At 68.6% G+C, this 24,692-nt stretch carries 26 protein-coding genes and 1 pseudogene; 15 read left to right on the top strand and 12 right to left on the bottom strand.

Features of this window, described 5'->3' with window-relative positions; genetic code table 11:
• Window positions 1–279, top strand: a 279-nt coding sequence (locus ACWGRX_RS22860) for a hypothetical protein (protein ID WP_452119445.1), incomplete at its 5' end; no start/stop codon positions are given.
• Between the two features lie 385 nt (window positions 280–664).
• Here the strand turns inward: ACWGRX_RS22860 and ACWGRX_RS22865 are convergent.
• Window positions 665–1,675, bottom strand: a pseudogene (locus tag ACWGRX_RS22865) (P1 family peptidase); the annotation flags it as partial.
• Between the two features lie 456 nt (window positions 1,676–2,131).
• On the opposite strand from ACWGRX_RS22865, the gene ACWGRX_RS22870 reads away from it, so the two are divergent.
• From ACWGRX_RS22870 to purU, 4 genes are all read left to right on the top strand, one after another.
• Window positions 2,132–2,806, top strand: coding sequence for a response regulator (locus ACWGRX_RS22870; RefSeq protein WP_452119446.1), 675 nt, complete (start codon window positions 2,132–2,134; stop codon window positions 2,804–2,806).
• Entirely contained in the window at window positions 2,803–4,191 is a 1,389-nt protein-coding gene (locus tag ACWGRX_RS22875; protein WP_452119447.1) for a sensor histidine kinase, read from the top strand. Before ACWGRX_RS22870 ends, ACWGRX_RS22875 begins: the two co-directional genes overlap by 4 nt.
• A 107-nt stretch (window positions 4,192–4,298) precedes the next feature.
• Window positions 4,299–4,577, top strand: coding sequence for a GNAT family N-acetyltransferase (locus ACWGRX_RS22880; RefSeq protein WP_291636180.1), 279 nt, complete (start codon window positions 4,299–4,301; stop codon window positions 4,575–4,577).
• 199 nt (window positions 4,578–4,776) lie between these two features.
• Window positions 4,777–5,637 carry a formyltetrahydrofolate deformylase gene (purU, locus tag ACWGRX_RS22885; protein WP_452119448.1) on the top strand — a complete coding sequence of 287 codons (861 nt, stop codon included), beginning with the start codon at window positions 4,777–4,779 and terminating at the stop codon, window positions 5,635–5,637.
• Between the two features lie 99 nt (window positions 5,638–5,736).
• Here purU and ACWGRX_RS22890 read toward each other — a convergent pair whose 3' ends face one another.
• The gene (locus tag ACWGRX_RS22890; protein WP_452119449.1) at window positions 5,737–6,399 is read right to left on the bottom strand and encodes a L,D-transpeptidase; all 663 of its coding nucleotides are present in this window, start codon (window positions 6,397–6,399) and stop codon (window positions 5,737–5,739) included.
• 52 nt (window positions 6,400–6,451) lie between these two features.
• On the bottom strand, window positions 6,452–7,087 hold the full coding sequence (locus ACWGRX_RS22895; protein ID WP_291636175.1) for a DsbA family protein: 636 nt from the start codon (window positions 7,085–7,087) through the stop codon (window positions 6,452–6,454).
• Window positions 7,088–7,274: 187 nt separating this feature from the next.
• Here ACWGRX_RS22895 and ACWGRX_RS22900 point away from each other — a divergent pair, with 187 nt between their 5' ends.
• Window positions 7,275–7,934, top strand: a complete 660-nt coding sequence (locus ACWGRX_RS22900) for a response regulator (protein WP_452119450.1) — start codon at window positions 7,275–7,277, stop codon at window positions 7,932–7,934.
• Entirely contained in the window at window positions 7,934–9,262 is a 1,329-nt protein-coding gene (locus tag ACWGRX_RS22905) for an ATP-binding protein (RefSeq protein WP_452119451.1), read from the top strand. Before ACWGRX_RS22900 ends, ACWGRX_RS22905 begins: the two co-directional genes overlap by 1 nt.
• A 38-nt stretch (window positions 9,263–9,300) precedes the next feature.
• Here the strand turns inward: ACWGRX_RS22905 and ACWGRX_RS22910 are convergent, their stop codons facing one another.
• The 6 genes from ACWGRX_RS22910 to ACWGRX_RS22935 form a co-directional block, all read right to left on the bottom strand.
• Window positions 9,301–9,528, bottom strand: coding sequence for a hypothetical protein (locus ACWGRX_RS22910; protein ID WP_291646433.1), 228 nt, complete (start codon window positions 9,526–9,528; stop codon window positions 9,301–9,303).
• A 79-nt stretch (window positions 9,529–9,607) separates the two neighbouring features.
• Window positions 9,608–11,545, bottom strand: coding sequence for a mechanosensitive ion channel family protein (locus ACWGRX_RS22915; protein ID WP_452119452.1), 1,938 nt, complete (start codon window positions 11,543–11,545; stop codon window positions 9,608–9,610).
• Between the two features lie 168 nt (window positions 11,546–11,713).
• Complete coding sequence (locus ACWGRX_RS22920) at window positions 11,714–12,703, bottom strand: TRAP transporter substrate-binding protein (RefSeq protein WP_452119507.1); 990 nt, start codon at window positions 12,701–12,703, stop codon at window positions 11,714–11,716.
• Complete coding sequence (locus ACWGRX_RS22925) at window positions 12,700–14,565, bottom strand: TRAP transporter large permease (protein ID WP_452119453.1); 1,866 nt, start codon at window positions 14,563–14,565, stop codon at window positions 12,700–12,702. The genes ACWGRX_RS22920 and ACWGRX_RS22925 overlap by 4 nt, the downstream gene beginning before the upstream one ends.
• Before the next feature lie 4 nt (window positions 14,566–14,569).
• A complete protein-coding gene (locus tag ACWGRX_RS22930; protein ID WP_316018786.1) occupies window positions 14,570–14,884 on the bottom strand; it encodes an NIPSNAP family protein in 315 nt (104 codons plus the stop codon).
• On the bottom strand, window positions 14,881–15,132 hold the full coding sequence (locus ACWGRX_RS22935) for a hypothetical protein (RefSeq protein WP_452119454.1): 252 nt from the start codon (window positions 15,130–15,132) through the stop codon (window positions 14,881–14,883). Before ACWGRX_RS22935 ends, ACWGRX_RS22930 begins: the two co-directional genes overlap by 4 nt.
• A 63-nt stretch (window positions 15,133–15,195) precedes the next feature.
• Between ACWGRX_RS22935 and ACWGRX_RS22940 the strand changes: the two genes are divergently transcribed.
• From ACWGRX_RS22940 to ACWGRX_RS22975, 8 genes are all read left to right on the top strand, one after another.
• On the top strand, window positions 15,196–15,549 hold the full coding sequence (locus ACWGRX_RS22940; protein ID WP_452119455.1) for a hypothetical protein: 354 nt from the start codon (window positions 15,196–15,198) through the stop codon (window positions 15,547–15,549).
• A 221-nt stretch (window positions 15,550–15,770) separates the two neighbouring features.
• Window positions 15,771–16,292: a YcnI family copper-binding membrane protein gene (locus ACWGRX_RS22945; RefSeq protein ID WP_452119456.1), complete on the top strand. Its 522-nt coding sequence runs from the start codon at window positions 15,771–15,773 to the stop codon at window positions 16,290–16,292.
• Window positions 16,293–16,337: 45 nt separating this feature from the next.
• Window positions 16,338–17,933 carry a copper resistance CopC/CopD family protein gene (locus ACWGRX_RS22950; protein ID WP_452119457.1) on the top strand — a complete coding sequence of 532 codons (1,596 nt, stop codon included), beginning with the start codon at window positions 16,338–16,340 and terminating at the stop codon, window positions 17,931–17,933.
• A gap of 41 nt (window positions 17,934–17,974) precedes the next feature.
• Window positions 17,975–18,454 (top strand): copper chaperone PCu(A)C, encoded by a 480-nt coding sequence (locus ACWGRX_RS22955; protein WP_291636151.1) that lies wholly within the window; start codon window positions 17,975–17,977, stop codon window positions 18,452–18,454.
• A gap of 197 nt (window positions 18,455–18,651) precedes the next feature.
• Window positions 18,652–19,416: an SDR family NAD(P)-dependent oxidoreductase gene (locus tag ACWGRX_RS22960; RefSeq protein ID WP_452119458.1), complete on the top strand. Its 765-nt coding sequence runs from the start codon at window positions 18,652–18,654 to the stop codon at window positions 19,414–19,416.
• A 265-nt stretch (window positions 19,417–19,681) separates the two neighbouring features.
• Complete coding sequence (gene exbB / locus ACWGRX_RS22965) at window positions 19,682–20,680, top strand: tonB-system energizer ExbB (RefSeq protein ID WP_452119459.1); 999 nt, start codon at window positions 19,682–19,684, stop codon at window positions 20,678–20,680.
• Window positions 20,681–20,686: 6 nt separating this feature from the next.
• Window positions 20,687–21,127 carry a TonB system transport protein ExbD gene (gene exbD / locus ACWGRX_RS22970; RefSeq protein WP_452119460.1) on the top strand — a complete coding sequence of 147 codons (441 nt, stop codon included), beginning with the start codon at window positions 20,687–20,689 and terminating at the stop codon, window positions 21,125–21,127.
• The gene (locus ACWGRX_RS22975) at window positions 21,124–21,984 is read left to right on the top strand and encodes a TonB family protein (protein ID WP_452119461.1); all 861 of its coding nucleotides are present in this window, start codon (window positions 21,124–21,126) and stop codon (window positions 21,982–21,984) included. Before exbD ends, ACWGRX_RS22975 begins: the two co-directional genes overlap by 4 nt.
• Window positions 21,985–22,039: 55 nt before the next feature.
• Here the strand turns inward: ACWGRX_RS22975 and ACWGRX_RS22980 are convergent, their stop codons facing one another.
• The 3 genes from ACWGRX_RS22980 to ACWGRX_RS22990 all read right to left on the bottom strand — a co-directional run bounded on the left by ACWGRX_RS22980 (window position 22,040) and on the right by ACWGRX_RS22990 (window position 24,585).
• Window positions 22,040–23,287 carry an alpha/beta hydrolase gene (locus tag ACWGRX_RS22980; protein ID WP_452119508.1) on the bottom strand — a complete coding sequence of 416 codons (1,248 nt, stop codon included), beginning with the start codon at window positions 23,285–23,287 and terminating at the stop codon, window positions 22,040–22,042.
• A gap of 139 nt (window positions 23,288–23,426) precedes the next feature.
• The gene (locus tag ACWGRX_RS22985; protein ID WP_291646418.1) at window positions 23,427–24,191 is read right to left on the bottom strand and encodes an SDR family NAD(P)-dependent oxidoreductase; all 765 of its coding nucleotides are present in this window, start codon (window positions 24,189–24,191) and stop codon (window positions 23,427–23,429) included.
• Between the two features lie 103 nt (window positions 24,192–24,294).
• On the bottom strand, window positions 24,295–24,585 hold the full coding sequence (locus ACWGRX_RS22990; protein ID WP_291636137.1) for a metal-sensing transcriptional repressor: 291 nt from the start codon (window positions 24,583–24,585) through the stop codon (window positions 24,295–24,297).
• Between the last annotated feature and the right edge of the window lie 107 nt (window positions 24,586–24,692).

Here is a 24,692-nt window from a genome sequence, read left to right on the forward strand (position 1 = left end):
AAAACACCCAAACAACAAAAAACACCACAAAAACAACAGCTTAAGACAATCAACAAACACCCGGAAACAACACAACAGCCACTCACAACCCAAAAACAAACCATCAAGGCCCGGAAACAGTGCACCGGGCTCGGGCCATCCGCCCTCCCCCGGCCGTCCCATCGGCGCCTGCGCCCAAATATGTCGATCGCCAGCGTGTGTCTGGTGCTGCCGCCGCCGATAATCAGCTTACGTTCCACCTCGCAGCATTGGCCAATCGCTATCGGCGCTTCCGCCTGATTGCCTGCCGTCGTCCGGAAACTGTCAGGGTCGATGCGCTCGCGGTCATGCCGCTGGCCCGGAGGCTCTCTGCCGCAATGAACGATCGCCTCGCCCGTACTTTGCCTGTGGTCCGGACCTGTGAGGCGCCTGGCCTCGGCCATCCCCGACGCCGTCAAGGAGAGCCAGGGCCGGGACACGGCCGCAGCTCCGGCCTCCGTTCGAGACGAAGGACCGACAGAGGAGTTCTGCGCGCGTGCGCGGTCTCGTGTGCCTGCTCGCGTGCGCGCATGGCAGGATTGTCAGCAGACCTGCCTACGACATTTTCGGGAAGCCATGCTCACAGGAAAGCGGCCGCATCTCGGCGCCGGCAATGACCCCGTCGAGCAAGGCTCGCTGCCGGGGCTCAGCCGATCGACGGTTTCGCCGCTCCGCCATCGTAGTCGCGCCAGGCCGGGAGATCGTGTTCCGGCAGGCTCTCCGCGCTCATGATGGCGCGCGCCACCGCATGCGCCATCACCATCGCGGCGATCGTCCCGATCACAGTGACATCGGCGCTGACATGCACCGCCTTGCCAGTCGAAAGCGCGAAGATGGTGTCGCCATCGAACATGGTGTGGATCGGATTGATGCTGCGGGCGAACCCGTCATGCGCCATCTGCGCGATCTTGCGCAGCTCGGCCTTGCCGAAGGGCGCGTTGGTCGCGATCGCGCCGATTGTGGTGTTGGCGCCGCCGAAACCCGCCACGCCATAGCCGCCCATCATCGCAGCGACCGTATCGCGGAAGCCGCTCCCCTCGCCACTGCGCGCGCCGGCGAGGATCCGGCCGTTTCGGGGATCATAGACATCGCCGACGGCGTTGACCGCGACGATCGCGCCGACGACGATCCCGGTGCCCGGTACGGTCCAGCTCGCCGTGCCGAGCCCGCCCTTCATCGCGAACGCCGGACCGAAGAGCTTGCCGATGCTCGCGCCGGCGCCGGCACCGACATTGCCCTGCGCCGAAGGCTCCCGCGTCGCGGCGAGGCAGGCGGCATAGCCGGCATCGGCATCGGGCCGGACCGAGAAATCGCCGACGCCGAGATCCATCAGCACCGCAGCCGGGACGATCGGCACCACACCGGCACCGATCGGGAAGCCATGCCCGCGCTCCTCCAGATAGCGGGCCACGCCGGTCGCCGCCGCGAGGCCATAGGCGCTGCCGCCGGAAAGCAGCACCGCCTGGACCTTCTGGACATAATTGCTGGGGTCGAGCAGGTCGGTCTCGCGCGTGCCCGGCGCCGCGCCGCGGACATCGACGCCCGCCACCGCTCCCTCCTCGCAGAGGATGACCGAACAGCCGGTCGGGCGGGCGGTCAGGCTGTGATGCCCCAGCTTGATGCCGGGCACGTCGACGATGCAGCCGCCGAGAATGTCGCTTCGATGGTCCAAGGTCATCGCCCTTCCCTTAATCACAGATCGCCATGTCGCAGCCGGGGCGCGGCCAGCAGGTATTCAGGTGGGGCACGACAGGCGAGCATGACACCGGTAAAGCGGCGGCGAAACTCGGTGCAGCCGAGGATGTCAGCTGAAGCACTAGCGAGCGACAGATTGCAGTTACGTTAAGAACTCGACGCTCCCTGCATTCCGACCGGCTGCGATCATGTCTTGCGATGACCGCAGATCAAGTGGCACGTGTGCAGCAACCTTACGGCAGAGGACGGCGGCAGCAGGAACGGCTCGGCCGCACTCGCAGCGCCAAGAGCAAGCCGCCTGGGCCATTTGCGATTGCGCAAGGATTGAACCGCTTATCTAGGCGCTGCTTTTCGAACGGGGGTTCGTCGCGGATCGGCAGGTTTGCCGTCATCGGCGGCCGAGGATGGGCTTGCGGCTTTGAGATTACTGCTCGTCGAAGACAATGACGAACTCGCCGGCCTGATCGAAGGCCAGCTCCAGGCCGGCGGCTATGGCCTCGACCGGGTCGACTGTGTCGCCGATGCGATCGCGGTGCTGGACTCGCGCAGCTACGCTGCGATGATCCTCGATCTCGGCCTGCCTGATGGCGATGGCCTCAAGGTCCTGCGCCATGTCCGCAGCCGCCAGCTCTCCTTGCCTGTGCTGATTCTGAGCGCGCGCGGCGCCATGGACGAGCGGGTGAAGGGCCTGGAGCAGGGTGCCGACGACTATCTTGCCAAGCCCTTCGCCTTCGAGGAGCTGAAGGCGCGCCTTGCGGCGCTGCTGCGCCGGCCGGGAGCCCTGCTCGGCGCGCAGCTGACCGTGAGCAATCTCGTCTTCGATACGCAGGGCCGTCAGGCCAGCGTCGGGGAACGGCCTCTGCCCCTCTCCGCGCGCGAGACCCAGCTGCTCGAGCTGCTGATGCGCCGGGCCGACAGGATCGTGCCGAAGAACGCGGTCGAGGACCAGCTTTTCGGGCTCGACGACGAGTTCGGCTCCAATGCCGTCGAGGTCTATATCCACAGGCTGCGCAAGCGGCTGCAGGACGGCAAGGCCGCGGTGACCATCAATACGGTGCGCGGGGTCGGTTATGTGTTGACGGCGGCCCCATGATCCGGCCGGGACGCAGCCTGCTGTCGAAGATATTCCTGCTGCAGGCGCTGGTTCTGTGTCTGGCGGCGCTGGCCGTCCCCCTCGCCATAGATGCGATGCTGAAGCGGCGCGCCGCCTTCTTCGAGCAGAAGGTCCTGACTGACCGGGCCCGGCTGGTCGCGGAGGCGCTGGCCGTCACGCCCGATGGCCGGCTGGCGCTGGCGCCGGGGCGCTATTCGCGGGAAGGCGAAAGCGGGGAGTTCGGCTATGCGGTGGTCGACGCGGCCGGGACGGTATCGCTCGCCTCGTCGCCGTTCGCCGAAGGCCTGCTGGGTCCACTCGGCCGAAGCGAGAAAACCCAGTTCTCCTCGCTGGCGGCGGAGGGCCGCCAATATCGGGCGGTGAGCTTCCCCGTCACGGTCGAGAACCGGCCCTATTGGGTAATGCTGGGCTGGAACCTCAGCGAAGAGGATGTGATCCACGACGATCTGCTGCACAATTTCCTGTGGAGCGCCCTCGCCGTCGCGGCGCCGTTGCTATTGCTGCTGCTCCTCCTCAACGCGCTGATCGTGAAGCGCTTCTTCCGCCCGGTGCTCGACCTCTCCCGGCAGGTCGCGGCGCTGGATCCGGGCCGCAGCGATCTGCGCCTGCCCACGCAAAGCCTGCCCGCCGAGATCCTGCCGCTCGCCGAGGCTTTCAACCTCGCGCTCGAGCGGGTCGAGCAGAGCTACCTGGTCCAGAAGGAGTTCACCGCCGACGCCGCCCATGAGCTGCGTACGCCGCTCGCGGTCCTCGATGCGCGCCTGCAGACCCTGCCGGAATCGGAAGCCCGCTCCGCTTTGCTCGCGGATGCGAGGCTGATGGCGCGGATCGTCAACCAGTTGCTCGACATGGCGACCCTGGAGCAGGCGGGCCGGGACGGCGGCGAGACGGACCTGCTCGAGATCAGCCGCTCCGTGGTCGGGGATCTCGCGATCGAGGCCATCAAGAAGGGGCAATCGCTCGGGCTCGTCGAGCCGGAAGGCCTGACCAGCCTGCGTGTCCAGGCGCAGGAGCAGGATGTCTGGCACATGCTGCGCAACCTCGTCGAGAACGCCATCCGCCACACGCCGGCGGGCACCACGATCGACGTCGTCCTGGAGAAGGATGGCAGCCTGACCGTCCGGGACGACGGGCCGGGCATTCCGGAGGCGCTGCATGAGCATATCTTCAAGCGCTTCTGGCGGCGCAAGCGCAGCGGCAATGCGGGTGCCGGGCTCGGCATGGCGATCGTCCAGCGCGTCGCGCAATCCAATGGCGGCTCGATCACGCTGCACTCGGCCGAGGGGCGAGGCACAGCCTTCGTCATCCGCCTTCCGCTCGTGCCAGACGCAGAACCGGCGCTGGGGCTCCCCCGCCCGCATTGAGCACGCCGTTCTTTTGAGACTTGACGCACCGGGCGTGCTGCTGGTCACCTGCCGAAACGATCCGCGCGCGGCGGCTCGCTGACGCAGACCCACAGGAAGGGCCGCCGATGGACAATGCCGTCGTCGACAGACCGGATCAGAACCGCTTCGAGCTGGCGATCGGCGATGAGCTCGCCCTCGCCTATTATCGCATCGAAGGCGATCATATCGTCCTCACCCATACCGAGGTTCCGCAGGCGCTTTCGGGCCAGGGCGTCGGCTCGCGGCTGGCGAAGGGCGTGTTCGAGCAGATCCGCGCCGGCGGGCGCAAGGTCGTGCCGCGCTGCTCCTTCATGGCGGGCTGGGTCAGCCGGCATCCGGAATACAACGACCTCCTCGCCGGCTAGACCGCGTCAGCGAGCCTCACCCTCGGGTCGCACACGGACCTTGCGGAGCGCCAGGCCGAGCCGATAGGTGGACGAGGCCGCCCGGGCGCCACGAAACGCGTGCGTCCAGCCGGCATTCCGATACCGACCGAACTGCCCGCCGGCGCTTCGACAGCCGTCCTTCGATCTGCGGGGGGCGATGACCTTGAGAGCCCCTTTCATGCCGACCGAACAATACCTCCTGACCCTCTCCTGCCCGAACCGCCCGGGCATCGTCGCCGCGGTTTCACGGCATCTTTTCGAGAACGGCGGCAACATCCAGGAAGCCAACCAGTTCGACGATGTCGAGACCGGCGACTTCTTCATGCGCGTCGTCTTCAATTTTCCGGAGACCGGCTCGCTCGCGCAGTTCCGCGAGGGCTTCGGCGCGATCGCTGAACACCATGCGATGACATGGCATGCAAGGCCGCGCCGGGAGCGCCAGCCGGTGCTGCTGCTGGTCTCGAAATTCGACCATTGCCTGGCCGATCTGCTCTATCGCTGGCGCACCGGCGAGCTCGACATGGAGATCGCCGGCATCGTCTCGAACTATCCGCGCGAGATCTATCAGCACCTCGATTTCGACGGCATCCCCTTCCATCATCTGCCGATCAGCAAGGACACCAAGCCGCAGCAGGAGGCTCAGATCTGGGCATTGGTGCAGGAAACGCGCGCCGATCTCGTCATCCTCGCCCGCTACATGCAGGTGCTGTCCGACGACCTCGCCGGCAAGCTCAGCGGGCGCTGCATCAACATCCACCACTCCTTCCTGCCGGGGTTCAAGGGCGCCAAGCCCTATCATCAGGCGCATTCGCGCGGCGTGAAGCTGATCGGCGCCACTGCGCACTACGTGACGGCCGATCTCGACGAAGGGCCGATCATCGAGCAGGACATCGAGCGCATCAGCCATCACGACACGCCCGAGGATCTCGTCCGCAAGGGCCGCGACATCGAGCGGCGCGTCCTCGCCCGCGCCGTCGCCTGGCATCTCGACGGACGCGTGCTCGGCAATGGCAGCAAGACCGTGGTCTTCCGGGACTGAGCAGGAAGGGTCGGGATCGGCGCTCAGGCCGATCCCGCACCGGATGCGATAACAAAAAGATAGATCACCTTGATCGCGTCCGGACGGACGCACGGCGATCTAGAGAACCACCACCTTCGAGCCGCTCGGGATGCGGTTGTAGAGGTCGATAACATCCTGGTTCATCATCCGGATGCAGCCGGAGGAGACCGCTTCGCCGATCGTCTCGGGCTCGTTGGTGCCATGGATGCGGTAGAGCGTGTCCTGGCCGTTCTTGAACAGATAGAGCGCGCGGGCGCCGAGCGGGTTGTTCTCGCCGCCGGCCATGCCGCCGGCCCATTTGGCATAGCGTTCCGGCTCACGCCGGATCATGTCCCGTGTCGGCGTCCAGCGCGGCCATTGCGCCTTGCGCTCGACCACCGCCGTGCCGCTGAATTCGAGCCCGGCCTTGCCGACTCCAACGCCGTAGCGCAGCGCCTTGCCGCCCTCCTGCACCAGATAGAGGAAGCGGTTCTTCGGATCGACGACGAGCGTCCCCGGCTCGTGCTTGGTCGGGTAGTCGACGAGCTTGCGGACGTAACGCGGCTGAAGATCGGCGAGGTTGACCGCCGGGACATGGAATTTCTCGGTCTCGAGCGCGCTGTAGCGCTGCGCCACCAGCGGATCGATGGCAGGCGCGGCAGCAACCTGCGGCAGCGGGGGCCGCACGGTGGTGCAGGCAGCCATGGTCAGGGCGAAGGCGATGACGGCGAGACGTTTCGCCGGCAGGAAGGCGCAGATCATGCGAGGCTTTCGGCTGAGAGGGGTAGAGCGGGGAACGGAAGCGGCGCCTGGGCTATTTTCCGGCCTGCCTGGCGCGCGCATCGGCGACCACCTGTTTGAAGCCGGCATAGTCGAGCGCCGCGGTCCGGAACGGGCCGACGAGATAGGCTGGCGTGCCTTCGAGGCCGATGGCGTCGGCCTGGGCGAGATTGCGCCGCAGCAGCGCGGTGATCGCCTCCGACTTGGCCTTGAGATCGGCCTGGAGGCGGGGCATCTCGACACCGGCGGCCTGGATCGCCCCGAGGATCTTGTCTTTGGGGATGCGCATGCTCGGCAGGGTCATCAGGGCATGGTGAGCCGCTTCGTACTTGCCCTGATAATGCGCCGCGAGGGCGAGCTGCGCGCCATAGACCGAGGCGTCGCCGAGGATCGGCCAATCCTTGTAGACCAAGCGGATCTTGCCATCGGTCTTGACGATGCGGGCGAGATCGGGCGCCGCCTTCTTGCAGTAGGGGCAATTGTAGTCGAGGAAGGCGGCGATGGTGACGTCGCCCTTCGGGTTGCCGGCATTGGGTGCCTCGGGATCGTTGAGCACCGCGTCGGCGCCGGTCTCGACGGCGAAAGCGGGCCGGGCGCCAAGCAGCGCCGGAACGCCGGCGATGGCAACGCCGGATGCAGCCAGTCGGATGAGCGCGGCACGACGGTTCATGGGAATCTCCAGCAGGACGGCGGGGGAATGACGGGGACCGGGCAGCAGGAGCGGCTCGGCCGGCACAGGCGGCGGATGGCGGCAGGGCATGGGCGACCTTTCGATCGGTTGGAGCTGCCCTGTCGAAATTCCAGCTTAAGCCAGCCTTAAGGCTGGGCTGGCTGGTCGCGGGCGAAGGAGCGAGCGGATGCGCATTCTCGTGGTCGAGGACGACCCGATCCTCGCCGACGGCCTCGCCGTCGGCCTCGGCCTTGCCGGCATGACGGTGGACCGGGTGGAGAATTGCGCCGATGCCCGCGCGGCGCTCGCGACCTCGGCCTTCGACGCCATGGTGCTCGACCTGATGCTTCCGGACGGCTCCGGGCTCGACGTGCTCGGCGAGATGCGGCGCAGCGGCAACCGGACACCGGTCCTCCTGCTGACCGCGATGGACGATACGCCCGACCGCATCCGCGGCCTCGACAGTGGCGCCGACGACTATCTCGGCAAGCCCTTCGACCTCGACGAGCTGGGGGCCCGCGTGCGGGCGATCGCGAGGCGCGGCAGCGGCCGGGCTGCGCCCCGCCTGAGCGCCGGCGGTGTCGTGCTCGATCCGGCGAGCCTTTCCGCGACGTTGAACGACACGCCGCTCGCCCTGTCGCGGCGCGAGTTCGCGGTGCTCTCGGCCCTCATGGAACGGCCCGGGATCGTGCTCTCGAAATCGGAGATCGAGGACCGGCTCTATGGCTGGCAGGAGGAGATCGAGAGCAATGCGGTGGAGGTCCACATCCACCATCTGCGCGCCAAAATCGGCCGCGATGCGATCGAGACGGTGCGCGGCCTCGGCTACCGGATCAGGGCGATCTGATGAGCTCGCTGCGCGGACGGCTCTTCGCGATCCTGCTGACGGCGACCGGCGTGATCTGGCTCTCCGCCGTGGTCTGGATCTATTCCGGCACCCATAGGGAGCTCGAACGTGTCCTCGACACCCGTCTCCAGGAGGCGGCGCGTATGGTGAACTCGCTGGTCGGAAGCGCCAACATGACGGTCGCGATGGCGGCGCTGCCCAATCAGCAATTCGAGCCCCTCGGCTATGAGCGCCAGCTTTCCTGCCAGATCTGGTCCTTCGACGGCCGTCTCGTCGCGCGCTCGGACGGCACACCCCCCGGCCGCCTGACGGAGGCTCCCTCGGGCTTTTCCGACCGCATCGTCGATGGCGAGCCCTGGCGCGTCTACACCGTCGCCAACGAGACGGCCGGAATCCACATCATGGTCGGCGATCGGCTCGGCCTGCGCGACCGCCTCGTCTCCGAGTTGATCAAGGGGTTGCTCGCCCCGGCCCTGTTGATCGCACCGCTGCTCGGCCTGCTGATCTGGATCAGCCTCGGACAGGGACTGCGGCCGCTGCGGGCCATGGCCAATGAGGTGCGCTCCCGTGAGGCCGACGATGTCAGGCCGATCGACAGCGCCCATGCCCCGGCCGAGGTGAAGCCGCTCACCGAGGCCCTGAACGGCCTGTTCGCGAAGGTCGAGACGGCGCGCCGGCATGAGCGCGAGGTCACCGCCTTCGCCGCGCACGAGTTGCGCACGCCGCTGGCGGGGCTGAAGACACAGGCGCAGATCGCGATGGCGACAGAAGATCCGGCGGTGCGGCAGGGAGCACTGCAGCGGATCGTGCTTTCGGTCGACCGGACCACAAGGCTGGTTCGGCAACTTCTGGCCCTGACGAAGCTCGATGCGGGCGGCCCGCCGCCCACCCCAGAGACGGTGCCCGTCGGCCTAGTCTTCGACGAGATCACCGACAATGCGCACGGCGCCGGACCACAGGTCTCGGTCGCGATTGATCCGGCGCTCCGGGATCTGACGATACGGGCCAGCCGCGAGTTCCTGACCCTGGCGCTACGGAACCTGCACGAAAATGCCGTCCAGCATTCGCCTGTTGGCGGCAAGATCATCTGGCGGGCAACCGCGAGCGGCCTTGGCATCGCCATCGAAGACGAGGGCCCGGGCATCCCGGAGGATGAGATGGCGCTCGTCACGCAGCGCTTCTTTCGCGGCCAGCACAAGAGCGCGCTCGGCACGGGCCTCGGTCTCGCCATCGCCGACGCCGCAGCACGGCGCATGGGCGCCTTACTACGGCTGAGCAACCGGCTCGACCGCTCGGGCCTGCGGGCCGAGATCGAGCTCGGCGCCTGAAGCCGCGAAGGCAGACAGGCGCCCGCGGGCCGGGCGGCTCAGCCCCCGCGCGCCTCGACCACCTTGCGGCAGCTCTCGGAGAGCTTGGCCTTGTTGTCACGCAGGCAGGCGTTCATCTGCTCCGACTTGCCGACGAAGGAGGCACAAAGCTTGACCGCATCGGAGCGGCAGGCCGCACGCTCCTGGGCCGTCGGCTCGGCCTGGGCGAACACTGGCGAGCCGGCCAGCAAGAGACTGGCGCAAGCGCCGACAAGATACCTGGTCATCGCATCGTCCTTTCATCGTGAGCCGCCCCCCGCGGCCCGGGGTAACGGGGATCGAAGGGAAAGCGGGGCGGCGTTTCGATCATGGCGTCGCCCCGGAGGGTTTCCCGGGCACGGGATCTGCCGCCGAGGCGCTATCCGGAACCCCAGTCGCCGAGGCTTCCGCAGCAGGTGGCGAGGCCGGCAGCTCCGCGATGGCGACCGAGACCGGGCCCGGAGCGCCGGTCATCCGCGAGTCCTCGACCACCTCCTCGATCAAATGCCGCACCAACGGTGGCACGCGCTCGATCGCCGGCGCCACCATGTCGAAGCCGAAGCCGATGCTGCCGCCGGTGCCGTCCTGCGGTTCCGTCCGCAGCATCGCGATATCGCCGACGATCGCGGCATGGATCGTCGGCTCGCTGCGCAGGGCGGCGACCGCGTTGCGCCTGAAGCGGGTCATCCCCGCCTGGCCCGGCGGCGCCGCGAAGGGCACATCGACGATCACATGCACCAGCCGGCGGCTGTGGTTGGTGACGGTGCCGAGTTCACCGAGCGGGATGGTGTGGACGCGTCCCGACTCGTCACGCAGGCGAACGCTGCGCAGATTGATCTGCTCCAGCCGGCCGCAACGGCCGGCGGCCTCGATGGTCTCGCCGAGCCGGAAGACGTCGTCGAGCATGTAGAAGACGCCCGAGACGATATCCTTGACCAGGGTCTGCGAGCCGAAGCTGATCGCCAGGCCGGCAATGCTGGCACCGGCGAGCAAAGGCGTGGTGTCGATGCCCATCGTCGAGAGCGCGATCAGCAGGAACACGACCCCGATCAGCCCGATCGCGACGAAACGCAGGATCGGCAGCACGGTGGTGAGCCGCGCCATCCGATCATCCCCCGATGCCGTTCCGAGCTCCGCCTCACCGGGTGTGAGCTTCGCCTCCGTCCAGACGTGGATCGCCGCCGAGAGGGTGACGGCGAGCACGAGAACGAAGGAGGCGAAGGTCAGCCGGTGGGTGAAGCTGAGCCAAGCCTCGGGCGTGAAGCCGCCGAACACGTCCCGCCACCAGAACTGGATGACGATGCGGACCAGCAGCGCCGCCGCCAGCGCGTCGACCACGACGCGGACGACGAAGAAGCGGCGCATGATCTCGGGCTTGCGGGAATCGCGGATGCTCACCGCCAACGCCCGATCGAGCGCGACCGCCAGCAGCAGGATCACGATCATGCCGACAGCACCGCGATAAAGGTCGAAATCGAGCCCGATCCACCCCCAGACCCAGAAGCTGAACAGCAGCAGCACCATCCCAGAGGCGAGCAGGCGCGAGACCATAGGCAGGCCATGGCGGCCGAGATCCCGCAGCAGCCGCAGCGCCGCCAGCGCCATGCAGAGCGCCACGACCCAGGAGATCAGCCGCAGCGAAGGCAGAGGCAGCCCCATACGCTGCGCCGCGCCGAGCAGCGCGTTGTGCAGGTGGCCCACGGCGAAGATGATGCCGAACTGCCAGACCGCCTTGCGGGCGCCGTGATCGTCGACCGCTACCAGTCGCAGACGCCGCATCGTCGGCTGGAACAGGATGTGCAGCAGCGTCAGCAGCAAAAGCCAGCGGATCAGCCCCGTCGTCAGATCGCTCGGAAAGGTGCTCGTGCCGGGCGCGATGCCGAGGACGCGGACCAGCAGCACCCTGCCCGTCACGGTCGCCGCGAGCACCACCAGCGCATCGAGCCCCGTGACCCGCATGATCCCGGCGAAGGCCGAGCGCGCCGCGCCGGCTCGCTGGCGGCGATGCCTCAGCAGATGCCCGGTCAGCAGATAGACTGCGAGCACGGCGCCGGCGACGAGCAGTGCCTCGGCCAAAACCACCCAGGCGGAGGGCGAACCCGGCAGGATGCGCCAGAGCGCGTCCGGCAGCAGGGGCGCAGCGTCGAGCGCCGCCAGGGCCTCCGCCTCGATACGCTTGAGCAACAGCGTCACGCCGTCCAGCGGCGAGGCCATCGCCGAGGCCGGCACCGGCGCTGCGGCCGGAACTGACGGGCCGCTCTGCATGCGGCGTTCCCCACTTTTCGCGCATCCGCGCAGCTTGCCGCTGCTTCGACGAACAGGATCGGCGTACCGGCCGATGCGCCATCCCCCTACGTCATGGGATAATCGAAGACGTGGCCGCGATCCAGATTGTCCCGGCGCGTTTCATAGCCCGGGGAGCAACCGAAGCCCTCAGGCGCTGCCGGCGATCGCCTCGATCTTCTCGATGCCGCCGAGCTTGGGCGCGAAGGAGGCCCAGACCTTGCGGGCGCCGGCTTCCCAGCCGGCCCGGTCCTCGGGCTGTGCGACCTTTCCACCCTCGGCCTTGGCCTTGGCCATCGAAGCCTCCTCATCGGCGATGATGAGCTCGTCGAAATAGGCAGTTCCTTCCATCGCCGCAGCCGCCAGCGCGGCCTTGTCCTCGGCCGAGAGCGATTTCCAGAAGGGCGCCGAGACGTAGACCACGCCGGTCGCCCAGATATGGCCGGTCTCGATCAGCCAGGGCACGACCTCATGCAGCTTGAAGCCGACATAGGCGGATTTGGTCAGGTCCATCGCGTCGACGACACCGGTCTTCAGGGCGTTGTAGGTCTCCGGGATCGGGATCGGCGTCGGATGGGCGCCAAAGCCCGCCCAGAGCTCGGTGTGCAGCGGGCTCTGGATCACCCGGATGCGCTTGCCCTTGATGCCGGCCGGCGTGGTGATCGGCTCCTTGGCGAGAAGATGGCGGGCGCCATAGTTGATGAACCCGAGCACGACGAAGCCCTGCGCTTCGTATTTCGCCTTGAGCTCGTTCCCGAGCGGTCCGGCGAGCACGCGCTTCAGATGGCCGCGGTCGCGGAACAGGAAGGGCAGGTCGAGGATCTGGCCCTCCGGCACCCAGCCGGACAGGGCCGAGATGGTCGAGAGCGAAGCCTGGACCGAGCCGAGCTTGATACCTTCGGCGACCTCCTTCTCGCCCCCCAGCGCGGCATTGGCGACGATGCGCAGGTCGAAACGGCCGGGTGCGGTCTTCGCGAGAATCTCGGAGATCCTGCGCCAGATCCGGGTTTCCGGCTTGTCCTCGCCGAGCAGCGAAGCGACCGTGACCGGACGGCCGGCAGCGAGGCCTGCACCTGCGGAGAGAAGCGCGGGCGCTGCGACGAGCCCGGCGGCAAACTGGCGGCGGGTGAAGGACATCAGAACAGCTCCTTGATCGAAGGCGAAAGTGAGGGCCAGGCCGCAGCGCCGAGGCAGAGAACCGCGAGCGCCGCGAGCAGGCTGGCGAGCAGCGGCAACACCGCCCTGAACACCGAAGCGGCGGGCACACGGGTGATGCCGCTGACGACATAGACGAGGATGCCGAGCGGCGGCGTCAGCCCGTGGATCATCAGGTTGACGACGAGGACGACGCCGAACTGGATCGGATCAAGGCCGGCCGCGATCGCCACGGGCAGCATGAGCGGCGCGAGCAGCAGGATTGCGGCACCGATATCGAGGAAGAGCCCGGCGACGAGCAGGACGAGGTTGGCCAGCAGCATCACCGCATAGGGCCCGCCACCGAAGGCGGTGACGAGAGCGGCCATGTGCTCGGAAACCCGGTCGACGGCGAGCAGGAAGGCGAAGGGGGCCGAGGCCCCGATCAGCAGACCGACAGCCGCCGCCTCGCCGGCCGAGCTGCGCAGGGCCCGGCCGACACCGGAAAGATCGAGGCTGCGCAAGGCGAGGCAGACGACGAGCGCATAGGCAACCGCCAGAGCCGAGGCCTCCGTCACCGTGACCACCCCGAAGCGGATGCCGACCACGACGACGACGCCGAGCCCGATCGCCGGCAAGGCGCCGACGAAGCTGCGCCCCCGCTCGGTCGCCGTGGCCTTCGGGGCCTCGTCGACGACGCCGCGGACACTGAGATGGATGCCGATGGCCAGCGCCGGCACCAGCACCGCGCCGGCGACGAAGCCGCCGACCAAGAGCGAGCCGACCGAGAGATTGGTCGCCGTCGCCAGGATCAGGAAGGCGATCGAGGGCGGGATGATGTTGTCGAGCATCGAGACGCCGGCGACGATCGCCGCCGCATTGGCCGGCGGGTAGCCGCGCGCCACCAAAGCGGGAGCCATCACCTTCGCGCCGAAGGCGGCGTTCGCCACCGAGGAACCGGAAGCGCCGGAGAACAGCGTGCTGGCGACCAGCGCCGTCTGCGCCAGACCGGCGCGCCAATGGCCGACGAGCGATGCGGCAAAGCGTACCAGCCGCTCGGCGAGGCCGCCGGCGGTCAGGAGTTCGCCGGCGAGCAGGAAGAAGGGGATCGCCAGCAGCAGGAATTTCGAGACGCCGGAGACGGTGTTCTGGACGATCGCCGGCTCGGGCAGCATGCCGCCGAACGGGCCGGAGAGCGAGACCCCGGCGAGCAGTGCGAAAGGCAGAGGCGCGCCGATCAGCAGGCCGATCCCGGCGGCGAGCGCCGCAACCAGGCTCGGCGTGGTCAGCGACAGGCCGGTCGTGCTCTGGGCGGCGAGGTAGAGGCCGATGCCGAGAAGCAGCGAGGCCAGGGCGGCGGCAGCCGAGCGGTCGAGTGCGGCCCGCCAGAGCAGGAGCAGCACCGTCAGACCGCCGCCTGCGGCGAAGGTGGCAAAACGCAGGCTCTCGGGCAGGCCGAGCACGGTCGAGGTGCCGCCGACCAACGCTGCGACGCCGGCCCCGCCGATGGCGATGACGAGCGCGCCATGGATCGCGATCGCATCGGCAAGGATCGCCGCCAGGCGCTGCCCGGCTCCCGGCAGCAGCCGGACGAGGACGTCGAGCCGCATCGACAGGGCGCTGGTCGCGGCCAGCGGCATGCCGAGCGCGACCAGCGCGACATTGAGCCAGATCGCGAGCTCGTCGGACCAGATCAGCCCGGCACCGAAGAGATAGCGGCGCAGGACGGCCAGCATGACGATGGCGAAGAGCAGACCGAGCACGGCCGCCCCCAGCCATTCGAGCACCGCCGAGACGCCGGCGAGCCAGCGCTCGCCCTGTCGGCGAAGCGCGGGCGAAGCCGGCGTTCGGGCAGCAGCGAGGTTCACAGAACTAGCGTAGCGGCGAGAAATCTGTCGGTCGCAGGATGCGGCTGCGCATCTCCAGCACATAGGGAGCGGCCTTGGCGCGGAATTCCTGCCAGCGCGGATCGGCCTCCATCGCCGCACGCCGACGCTCGCGATCGCCCGCATCCTCGAAGCGCCACATATGGACGACCTCGTTGACGACACCGCTATCGGTGGTGAACCAGCCGATCAGCTGGCCGAGATGCGAGATCTGCAGCGCCATGCCCTCCTTCACATAGAGGTCGAGATAGTCGCGGACATGGGCCGGCTTGATCGCGTAGGTGCGCTCGTCGAGGATCATGAATCAACCTGTTCCTGGGCTGCGGTGCGATCGCGGCGCAGCCTGTCGAATGCCCGGTCCTGCCGGGCGACGGCCGGTCCGAATGCCCGGCCAAAACCGGCGCGGAGGATCGCGGCCGGATCGAAGCCGGTCAATAGAACCGACCACCTTAAAGCACCAGCGCCGTAGAAGGATTTTCTCCTTCTGGTCGAGGACACGGCCTGCGGCAACGCGCCCGCCCCTGCGAAATTGACGCGCCGCACCGCCATGCTATCGAAGGGGCAGGAGGGCAGAGCTTGTCCGCAATACGCCGCAAAGCAGGATGGAGCCGGTTGGCCGCGATCGCCGCCGCCTATCTGCTCGTGCTGCAGGCGGTGTTCGGCGGCCTCGCCTCCGGTGCGCATGCGGCCGGCATGAGCCTCGACCGCTCGCTGGGCATGACGCTATGCGCGCCTGGAGAGATGCCACCCGCCGATGGCGGCGCCGCGCCCCACGAGATGCCGAGCTGCTGCATGCTCGGCTGCTTCCTCTCAGGTTCCGGCGCGCCCGCCGCGACGGCCGGCTTCACCCCGGTCATCCATCGCCCGGTCGATCTGATCGCCTTCCAGCTCAGGCGCGACCTGCCGCATGGCTTCGCCGCCGGGCGCTCCCCGGCCAATCCGCGCGCGCCACCCGCCGCCATCTGAGCCCGCCCGCGCCAGGCGCGCCGGCAGCTCCCCGCCCTTCCACGTCAGGCCGCCCTGCCCTCGCAGGGCCGGCGACAGCTCGGCGTGCAATGGGCGATCTTCTCAGCAAACAGCGCCTTCGTTGCTCCCGCTCAACGTGAGCAGCCTGCGCGCAGGCTCATCCTCAGGGCAAGCTCGCCCCTTCGCGCCCCCGCGGCCGAAGACGCCAAAGGCTTCAGACCATGTCGAAATCCGCATTCCTCGCGGCAGCGTTCGCCGCTCTCGCCACCTCCCCGACCCTCGCCCATGTCACGCTCGAAACCCAGCAGGCCGCGGTCGGCTCGACCTACAAGGCGGTGCTGCGCGTGCCCCATGGCTGCAAGGGCGCCCCGACGATCAAGGTCCGCATCCGCGTGCCGGAAGGCATGATCGCGGTGAAGCCGATGCCGAAGGCGGGCTGGGCACTGGAGACGGTGAAAGGCAAATACGGCAAGACCTACGACTATTACGGCACACCGACCGCCGAGGGCGTCACCGAGGTGGTCTGGAGCGGCGGCAAGCTGCTCGACGAGCACTATGACGAGTTCGTGCTGCGCGGCTATCTCACCGCCGACCTCAAGCCCGAGACGACGCTGCACGTGCCGGTCGTCCAGGAATGCGAGGGCGGCGGCGTCGAGCGCTGGATCGAGATCCCAGCCGAGGGCAAGAGCGCAGATGATTACAAATTCCCGGCGCCCGGCCTCAAGCTCATCCCGAAAAAGTAAGGCGAAGGCGGCCGGGCCTCGTGCCCGGCCGCCGGCTCCAAACCCATGATCCGGCGCCTCTTCATCCTTCTCATCCTGCTCGGGGCCTGCGCCGCGGCGACCTTGCGGCCCGGCTCCGCCCTCGCCCATGCCGCGCTCGTCACGACGCTGCCGGCGGACGGCGCCGTGATGGCGCGCGCGCCCGCGCAATTCACGCTGAGCTTCAGCGAGCCGGTCTCGCCGCTGGTGCTGCGCCTGATCGGCCCGGACGGGGCGGCCAAGACGCTCGAACGCTTCTCGCTCGGCGACAGGACGCTGACGATCGAGGCGCCGGCCGATCTCGCCGAGGGCAGCCATGTGCTGAGCTGGCGGGTGATCTCCGAGGACGGCCATCCCGTCGGTGGCTCGGTGGTGTTTTCTGTCGGAAGGCCGAGCGAAAGGCCGCCGGAGGCAAGCTCGCAACGAAACTTGCCGGTCACCCTGGCGCTCTGGCTGGGGCGCGTCGGGCTCTATCTCGGCCTCGCCCTCGGCATTGGCGGCGTCGCCTTCTCGGCCTGGGTCGGGCCCTTGCCCGCGAGCGCGGGCAAGCCGCTCCGCCTCTTCCTCCTCCTCGGCCTCGCCGCCCTGCCGCTGGCCTTAGGCGCGCAGGGCCTCGACGCCCTGGCCGCCCCGGCTTCCGACGTCTTGCGTCCAGAGATCTGGCGGGCCGGGATCGGCAGCAGTTTTGGCCGCACCGCCGCGATCGCGAGCCTGGCCCTGCTGGCTGGGCTGATGTCGCTGGCGCGGACAGGGGGCGCCGGCCGCGCGCTCGCGATCGCCGCCCTGCTCGGTGCCGGGCTGGCGCTGGCGGCGAGCGGCCATGCCAGTGCGGCCTCGCCGCAATGGCTGATGCGCCCCGCCGTCTTCCTGCACGGGCTCGCCATGACGGCCTGGGCCGGCGCGCTGCTTCCCCTCGCTCTGGCTTTGCGCGAGGCCGGCGGAGCTGATGCGCTGACCCGGTTCTCGCGCCGCGTGCCATTGGTCCTGGTCATCCTGCTCGCCAGCGGCGTCGCCCTCGCCATCGTCCAGGTCGAGCAGCCCGGTGCGCTGCTGACCAGCGCATATGGCCTCGTTCTCACGGCCAAGCTCGCTTTGGTCGCCGCCCTGCTGGGGCTCGCAGCCTTCAACCGCTACCGACTGACCGCGCCGGCGCGAGAGGGCGCCGAGCCGGCTCGGCGCCGCCTGCGACGCGTGATCGGCGTCGAGATCGTGGTCGTCCTGGCGATCCTCGCCACCGCCGCACTCTGGCGCTTCACGCCACCGCCCCGGGCCTTGGCGGTAGCCGTCGCCGCAGCGGCGCCGGCCTCGGTCCATATCCACAGCGACAAGGCGATGGCCGAGATCAGCATCATGCCGGGACGGGCAGGCCCCAGCAGCGTCTCGATCTCCCTGCTCGACGGCGATTTCGGCCCGCTCACGGCCAAGGAGGTGCGCCTCTCGCTCGCCAACCGCTCCGCCGGCATCGAGCCGGTCGAACGCCCGGCGCTGCGCCAGCCCGACGGCAACTGGCTGGTCGAGGGCCTGACCGTGCCCATAGCCGGACACTGGAGCGTCGAGATCGAAATCCTGGTCTCGGATTTCGAGATGATCCGCCTGAACGACACCGTCGAGATCAAGCCTTGATTCCCATTCAACCTTTTCAACCCGGCTAAAGGAGCCTCAAGATGAACTCTCTCATTCGTATGTCCGCCGCCCTGGCCTTCTCGCTCGTGGGGTTCTCGGCCCTGGCCAACGACTACACCGCCGGGCCACTCAAGCTCGAACAGCCCTGGACGCGGGCGACGCCGGCCGGCGCCAAGATCGCCGGCGGCTATCTCGTGGTGACCAATACCGGCAGCGCCCCGGACCGCCTGCTCGGCGGCAGCAGCGAGGTTTCCGGCAAGGTGGAGATCCACGAGATGGCGGTGAAGGACGGCGTCATGACCATGCGCGGCCTGCCCGATGGCCTGGTGATCAAACCCGGCGAGAAGACCGAGCTCAAGCCCGGCAGCTACCATCTGATGCTGATGGATCTGAAACGTCAGCTCAAGGAGGGCGAGAGCATCAAGGCGACGCTCAATTTCGAGAAGGCCGGTGCCGTCGCGGTCGAATTCACGGTCCAGTCGGTCGGAGCCCGCGCCCCGGCCGGCGGCCACAAGCACTGAGCACGAGCGCCGACCTCTCCGGCAGGCATCGCTGCCGCAGGGCGGGCCCTCCCCGCCCTGCGGCATTACGTTTCGGCAGGGGCTCGCCGAAGGGAGATCGCCGACTCGGCGTTTCTGTTTCATAGAACTGGTGCGCGATCCGCCGGGCGGGTCGAGGGGACCGGCCCGCCGCCGGCCATGCTGACGGAGCCCTGCCGATGACGCTTTCGGCGATCTATCCCGACCTCGCTGGGCGCGCGGCCCTGGTCACTGGCGGTGCCGACGGTATCGGCAGGGCCATCGTCGCGGCACTGGCGGCGCAGGGCTGCAAGGTGGCGTTCCTCGACCGCGACGCCGCTCGCGGCGATAATCTGGCGGCGGAACTGGCGGCCGCCGGCCGCACCGTCTCCTTCCACGCCGTCGACCTGCGTGACATCCCGGCGACACGAGCCGCCATCGCCGAGGCGCGTGCGCTGCACGGCCCCCTCGCGATCGGGATCAACAATGCCGGCCATGACGAGCGGCATGATTTCGATCAGGTGACGCCGGAGTACTGGGACGACCGCCTCGCGGTGAACCTCCGGCCGATGATGTTCGTGGCACAGGCCCTGGCGCCCGATATGCGCGGGCTGGGCGGCGGGGCGCTGGTCAACCTGTCCTCGACCTCGTGGATGAAGGGCTCGCCGCACATGATCGCCTATACGACAGCCAAATCGGCCGTGCTCGGCTTCACCCGCTCGCTGGCCCGCGGGCTCGGCCCGGACGGGATCAGGGTCAATTGCGTCACACCCGGCTGGGTGATGACCGAGCGGCAGCGCAGGCTCTGGGTCACTCCGGAGAAATGGCAGGCGGCCCAGCAGGCTCAGTCGATCAAGGGCGACATCCTGCCGGCCGACATCGCCGCCATGGTGCTGTTCCTCTGCGCGGACGCCTCGTGCATGTGCACCGGCCAGAACTTCATCGTCGATGCGGGGACGGTCTGAGGGCGCGCCGGGCGGTCCATCCGCACCGTGCGTTCCGCCGGCCGGCCGCAACCCCGACGCGGTCAGCCGCACTTTAGAAAGCATGTAAATTATTGTATTTGCTAAGTTATCTTGTTTGTCTTAACTGCTGCGAACGGTCGTACCGGCGGCGTCCTGCCCGGATGCATCCCCAGCGGCCACGATACGGCCGAGCGCCCGCCTGTCATCTCGCGAACCTCCGGCGCTCCCATCAGAAGGCACTCAGCCCAGGCTACGGAACCATTCGATGCAGCGTTTGATCGGCCTTGTCCTGCTCGCGATGAGCCTCGCCGCCCTCCCCGGAGCGAGCGCGCTCGCGCAGAGCATTCCTTCGCCCGCCGCTCCGGCCCTACCCGCCGAGGCGCAAGTCCAATCCGCGCCGACGATTCCCGAAGGCGTGCCCCACGGCGCGATCGGCGGTCCCTCCACCCCGTCCACGATGACGCCGCTTTCGCCGCTGCCCACACCGATGCCGACCGTGGTCGCGCCGGCGACCCTGCCGCATGACCTCTCCGCCTGGGGCATGTTCATGGCGGCCGACATCGTGGTGAAGGCGGTGATGGTCGGGCTTGCCTTCGCCTCGCTGGTGACCTGGACGATCTGGCTCGCCAAGGCCGTCGAACTCGCCGCCGCCAAGGCCCGCGCCCAGCGCGCGACGCGCCGGCTGCAACAGGCCGGCAGCCTGGACGAAGCGGCGCAGGCCATCGCCGGGCGCAAGAGCCAGGGGCGTGGGCCGGTCGCGTTCCTGGTCGCCGCCGCCCAGAACGAGCGCGAGCGCTCCGCCGATCTCGGCGAGGAAGGCATCAAGGAACGCGTCGCCATCGCCCTGTCGCGGATCGAGGCCCGGGCTGGGCGCAACATGGCGCGCGGCACCGGTCTGCTGGCGACGATCGGCTCGACCGCCCCCTTCGTCGGCCTGTTCGGCACGGTCTGGGGCATCATGAATTCGTTCATCGGCATCAGCCAGGCGAAGACGACCAATCTCGCAGTGGTCGCGCCCGGCATCGCCGAGGCGCTGCTGGCAACCGCGATCGGCCTCGTCGCGGCGATCCCGGCGGTGATCATCTACAACGTCTTCTCGCGCTCGATTGCCGGCTATCGGGCGACGCTGTCCGACGCGTCCGGCGAAGTGCTGCGCCATCTCTCGCGCGATCTGGAACGGATGCGCCGCGCCCCGCAGGCGCGCGCCGGGCTGCATGCGGTTCCGGCACAGGCCGCGGCGCTGCCGCGCGCCCGGGCGGAGTAGGCGGGGATGGCGGTTTCGCTCAAGGAGCCCCAGGATGGCGATCTCGCCGAGGTCAGCGAGATCAACGTCACGCCGTTCATCGACGTCATCCTGGTGCTGCTGATCATCTTCATGGTGGCGGCGCCACTCTCCACCGTCGACGTCGCGGTGGACCTGCCGGTCTCGAACGCGCAGCCGCAGCCCCGCCCGGACAAGCCGGTCTTCCTGACCGTGAAACAGGATCTCTCGCTGGCGCTGGGCAATGACAGCGTGGCGCGCGAGCACTTGCAGGACGTGCTCGACCGCCAGACCGGCCATGACCGCGAGCAGCGCGTGTTTCTGCGTGCCGACGGAGCCGTCGCCTATCGCGAGTTGATGGAGGTGATGAACAGCCTGCGCCAGGCCGGCTATCTCAAGATCGCGCTGGTCGGGCTCGAGGACACCGGCCAGGGAGCGACGAAGCCATGATCGCGATCGCCCCGCAAAGACGCGGCCTCGCCGCCCTGCGATGGGCCGCGGCGGCGCTCACCGTCGCCTCGGTCCATGGCGGCGCGGCGTGGGTCGCGCTCAACTGGCGCCCGGCAGAAGCCGCCGCCGGCGCGCCCGAGCCGGCCGTGATGATCGAGCTTGCCGCCCTCTCGATCGCGCCAGAGGCACCGGCCGAGGACCTGCCGGTGGCGCCCGAGCGCGTCGAGCCCGAAACCGAGCCGACGCCGGAACCCGAGCCGGTCGAAGAGACCCTGCCGGAGCCGGAGCCCGAACCCGAGCCAATGCCGGTCGAGCAGCCGGAGATCGAGCTGCCGCCGCTTCCGGCGATCCCGCAGCTCGACGCGGTGCTGCTGCCGCCTCCGAAGCCCAAGGAGGTGGAGAAGAAGCCGCCACCGAAGCCGAAGATCGTCGAGAAGAAGGAGCGGCCGAAGAAGCTGGTGGAACGCCGGCGGGTCGATCGCGAGCGTCCGAAGGCGCGCGAGGCCGCCGCGCCGCAGGCCTCGACGCCGACAGGCGCGGCGCCGTCCATGGCACAGGGCGCGGCCTCGCGCCCCAGCGTCTCCAGCGCGTCATGGCGCGGCATGCTGATCGCGCATCTGAACCGCCATAAGCGCTTCCCGGCCGGCGCCAATCCCGGCACGGTGCAGGTCGCCTTCGCGATCGACAGGGGCGGACGGGTGCTCTCGGCACGGGTCGTCGCCTCCTCCGGCGACGCCGCGCTCGACGCCGAGGCGGCGGCGATGATCCGGCGGGCCAGCCCGGTTCCGGCGCCGCCGGACGGCGTCGGCGGTGGCGGAACCGTCTCGCTCTCGGTGCCGGTGCGCTTCAACCGCTGAGGGGGCAAGGCCGCCAGAAGGCCTGGCGGGGATCACCGCCCGGGCCTGGCGATCTTCACCTTTGCTGGCCGACACGCTCCAATGGCGCGGCCACGGCCTGCCCGGTGGCATCGCCGGCATCCTTGATGCTGCGGCCGAGCTCCTCGACCTTGTCGCCGAAATTATTGCGCGTATGCGGGTCGATGACCGCGATCGGCGCCGAGACGACAAGGCCGGCCGCGGTACCGACGGCCGCAGCGGCCGAGCCGGTCGCCTGGATCAGCCGGTCGCCGAGGCCGACGCGCGAATCGGTGATCGGCTGGCCGGAGACCAGACGCGTGCCGATCAGCTTCACCACTTCGGGGCTCTCGGCGAACTTGCCATGGTTGAGGCTGTCGCCGCTCTTGAGCTTGGTCAGGTTGAGGACGGTGATCTTGTCCGCCTCCATCTCGCTCTTATAGGGCTCGACGTCAGGGTCGATCGCCCCCAGGCGCGCGGTCGAGCCCCAGACGCGGCGGGAGACCGCGAGCGCCCGATCGTCCTGCGAGACGAACAGGGTGAATTTCGGCTTGCGCCCCTCCATCTCCTTGACCTGGGTCCGGAAGACGTCGACGTCGACATCGGGCGAGGCCAGCATGACGTTTGCGATCTTCGCGGGAATGCCGCGATTGCGGATCGCCATCAGCGTCAGCGCCTCGAGCGTGACCCAGTTGCCCATGGAGTGGGCGAGGATCGAGACCTCGCCGACGGCCGGGTCGCGGGCGAGCGCCTGGAGCAGGTTCTCGAGCGCATGGCGGGAGTAGTTGGAACTCTCGCGATCATAGCCATAGGCGAAGATCGAGCCGCGCGAGGGCCAGGTGAACAGCACCGGTACGACCTCGGCACCGGAATCATGGACGATCTGGGCGAAGCGATAGACCGCATCCTCGAAACGGTTGTTGAAGCCGTGGATGAAGACCATGACACGGCGCTTCGGCACTTTCGACGCTGCCGCATGCAGGCGCGCCAGCGCGGCGGTCCGATCGAGCTTGTCGACCTTCAGCGTGACGAAATCGGTCGCCGGGTTGCCGGGCAGCCGGCTCGGCCATTGCACCTCGCCGATCGTGCGCTTCTCGTCAGGCGGCAGCGAGACGGTGATCTCGGCAAAGGCGCTCTTGCCGCGCTCGCCCGAGAACAGCACGCCCTCATCCGCATCGGGCGCGCGCGTCGTCGCGACCAGCATGGTCACCTTGCTGGTGCCCGGCGCGCCCGCGGCGACGGGCCCGAGCACGCCCTTGACGTCACCGGCGCAGCCGGCCAGCAGCCCGGCGAGCAGAAACGCCACCGGCGCGGCAGAACGTCGATGCCGGACCGTGGCCGGATTGCTGTTCAACACTGTCACAGGCCACCCCGAGCCACCCCAACGGCCCGACCATTGTCGGCGCCGACGCGCGGCGTCAAGCGGCACGTCGGCGCTATGCCGGCTACACCATGAACTGGCCGCCATTGACCTCGAGGGTCTGGCCGGTGACGTAGCCGCTCATCGACGGGCTGGCGAAGAACAGGAACGCCCCGACATTCTCCTGCGGCGTGCCGACGCGCCCCATCGGAATCGTCTGGCGCATGGCCTCGATCTGCTGCGGCGTCGAATAGCGCTCGTGGAACGGCGTCATGATCACGCCGGGCGAGACGGCGTTGACGCGGATCCCGAAGGGCAGGAACTCCTTGGCCATGCCGCGGGTCAGGTTGAGCACGAAGGCCTTGGAGCTGGCATAGAGCGAGGACCCCGGACCGCCGCCATTGCGGGCCGCGACCGAGCTCAGATTGATGACGCTGGAATGGCCGGACTGCTTGAGATGCGGCAGCGCGGCCTTCGAGGCCATCACCACCGAGCGGACATTGAGGTCGACGACGCTGTCGAAGAAGGCGTCGTCCACTTCCCCGATCGGGGTGCGCTTCACCAGCGCGCCGGCATTGTTGACGAGGACATCGAGCCCGCCGAGTTTTTCGGCCGCCTTGCCGACGAGGTCCTCGGTCGCGGCGCTGTCGGAGACATCCGCCTTGAGCGCATGCGCCTCGCCGCCGGCGGCGCGGATCTCGGCGACGACCGCATTGGCCTCCGCCTCGCTCGACTTGTAGTGGACGATGACGCGCATGCCATGCGCCGCATAGGCCTTGGCGACGGCCGCACCGATGCCGGTGCTGGAGCCGGTGATCAGGGCACGCATGCCCTTCAGATCCTCAAGCATAGTTCCTCCACTTCGGATTAAATCGTTTCAACCGCGATCATGCGCGACGGGGGGCGAGATCGCCAGCGCCGTGCAGGCAACCCGGCCATTCGCTGGCGCTGGCTCAGAGGAACCTGGTCATCGCCTTGAATTCGGCCAGCAGCTCGCGCGAGCCATCCGGGATATGGCCGGCAGCCTCCTCCAGGCAGTGGTCGATATGCTCCTGGATCAGGATCTTGCGGGCATTCGCGATCGCTCCCTCGACCGCTTGCAGTTGCTGCGCGATGTCGAGACAGGAGCGGACATCGACCACCATCTCGATGGTCGCGCGCAGATGGCCCTCGGCCCGCCTCAGCCGGGTGATGACCTCCGGGTGTCGATGATGGTGGATCTTGGCGTGGGCATCGTCCTGCATCTTGATCCTATCCTCCTGGGGGGGTTATAGGCCGGTCCAGCCGCTGCACAAGCGGACCCCGATCAGGCAGGCGCCGGCGCGAGACCGGGCGCATCCCGAAGATCGGG

It is taken from the genome of Allobosea sp. NPDC055594, assembly GCF_053618995.1.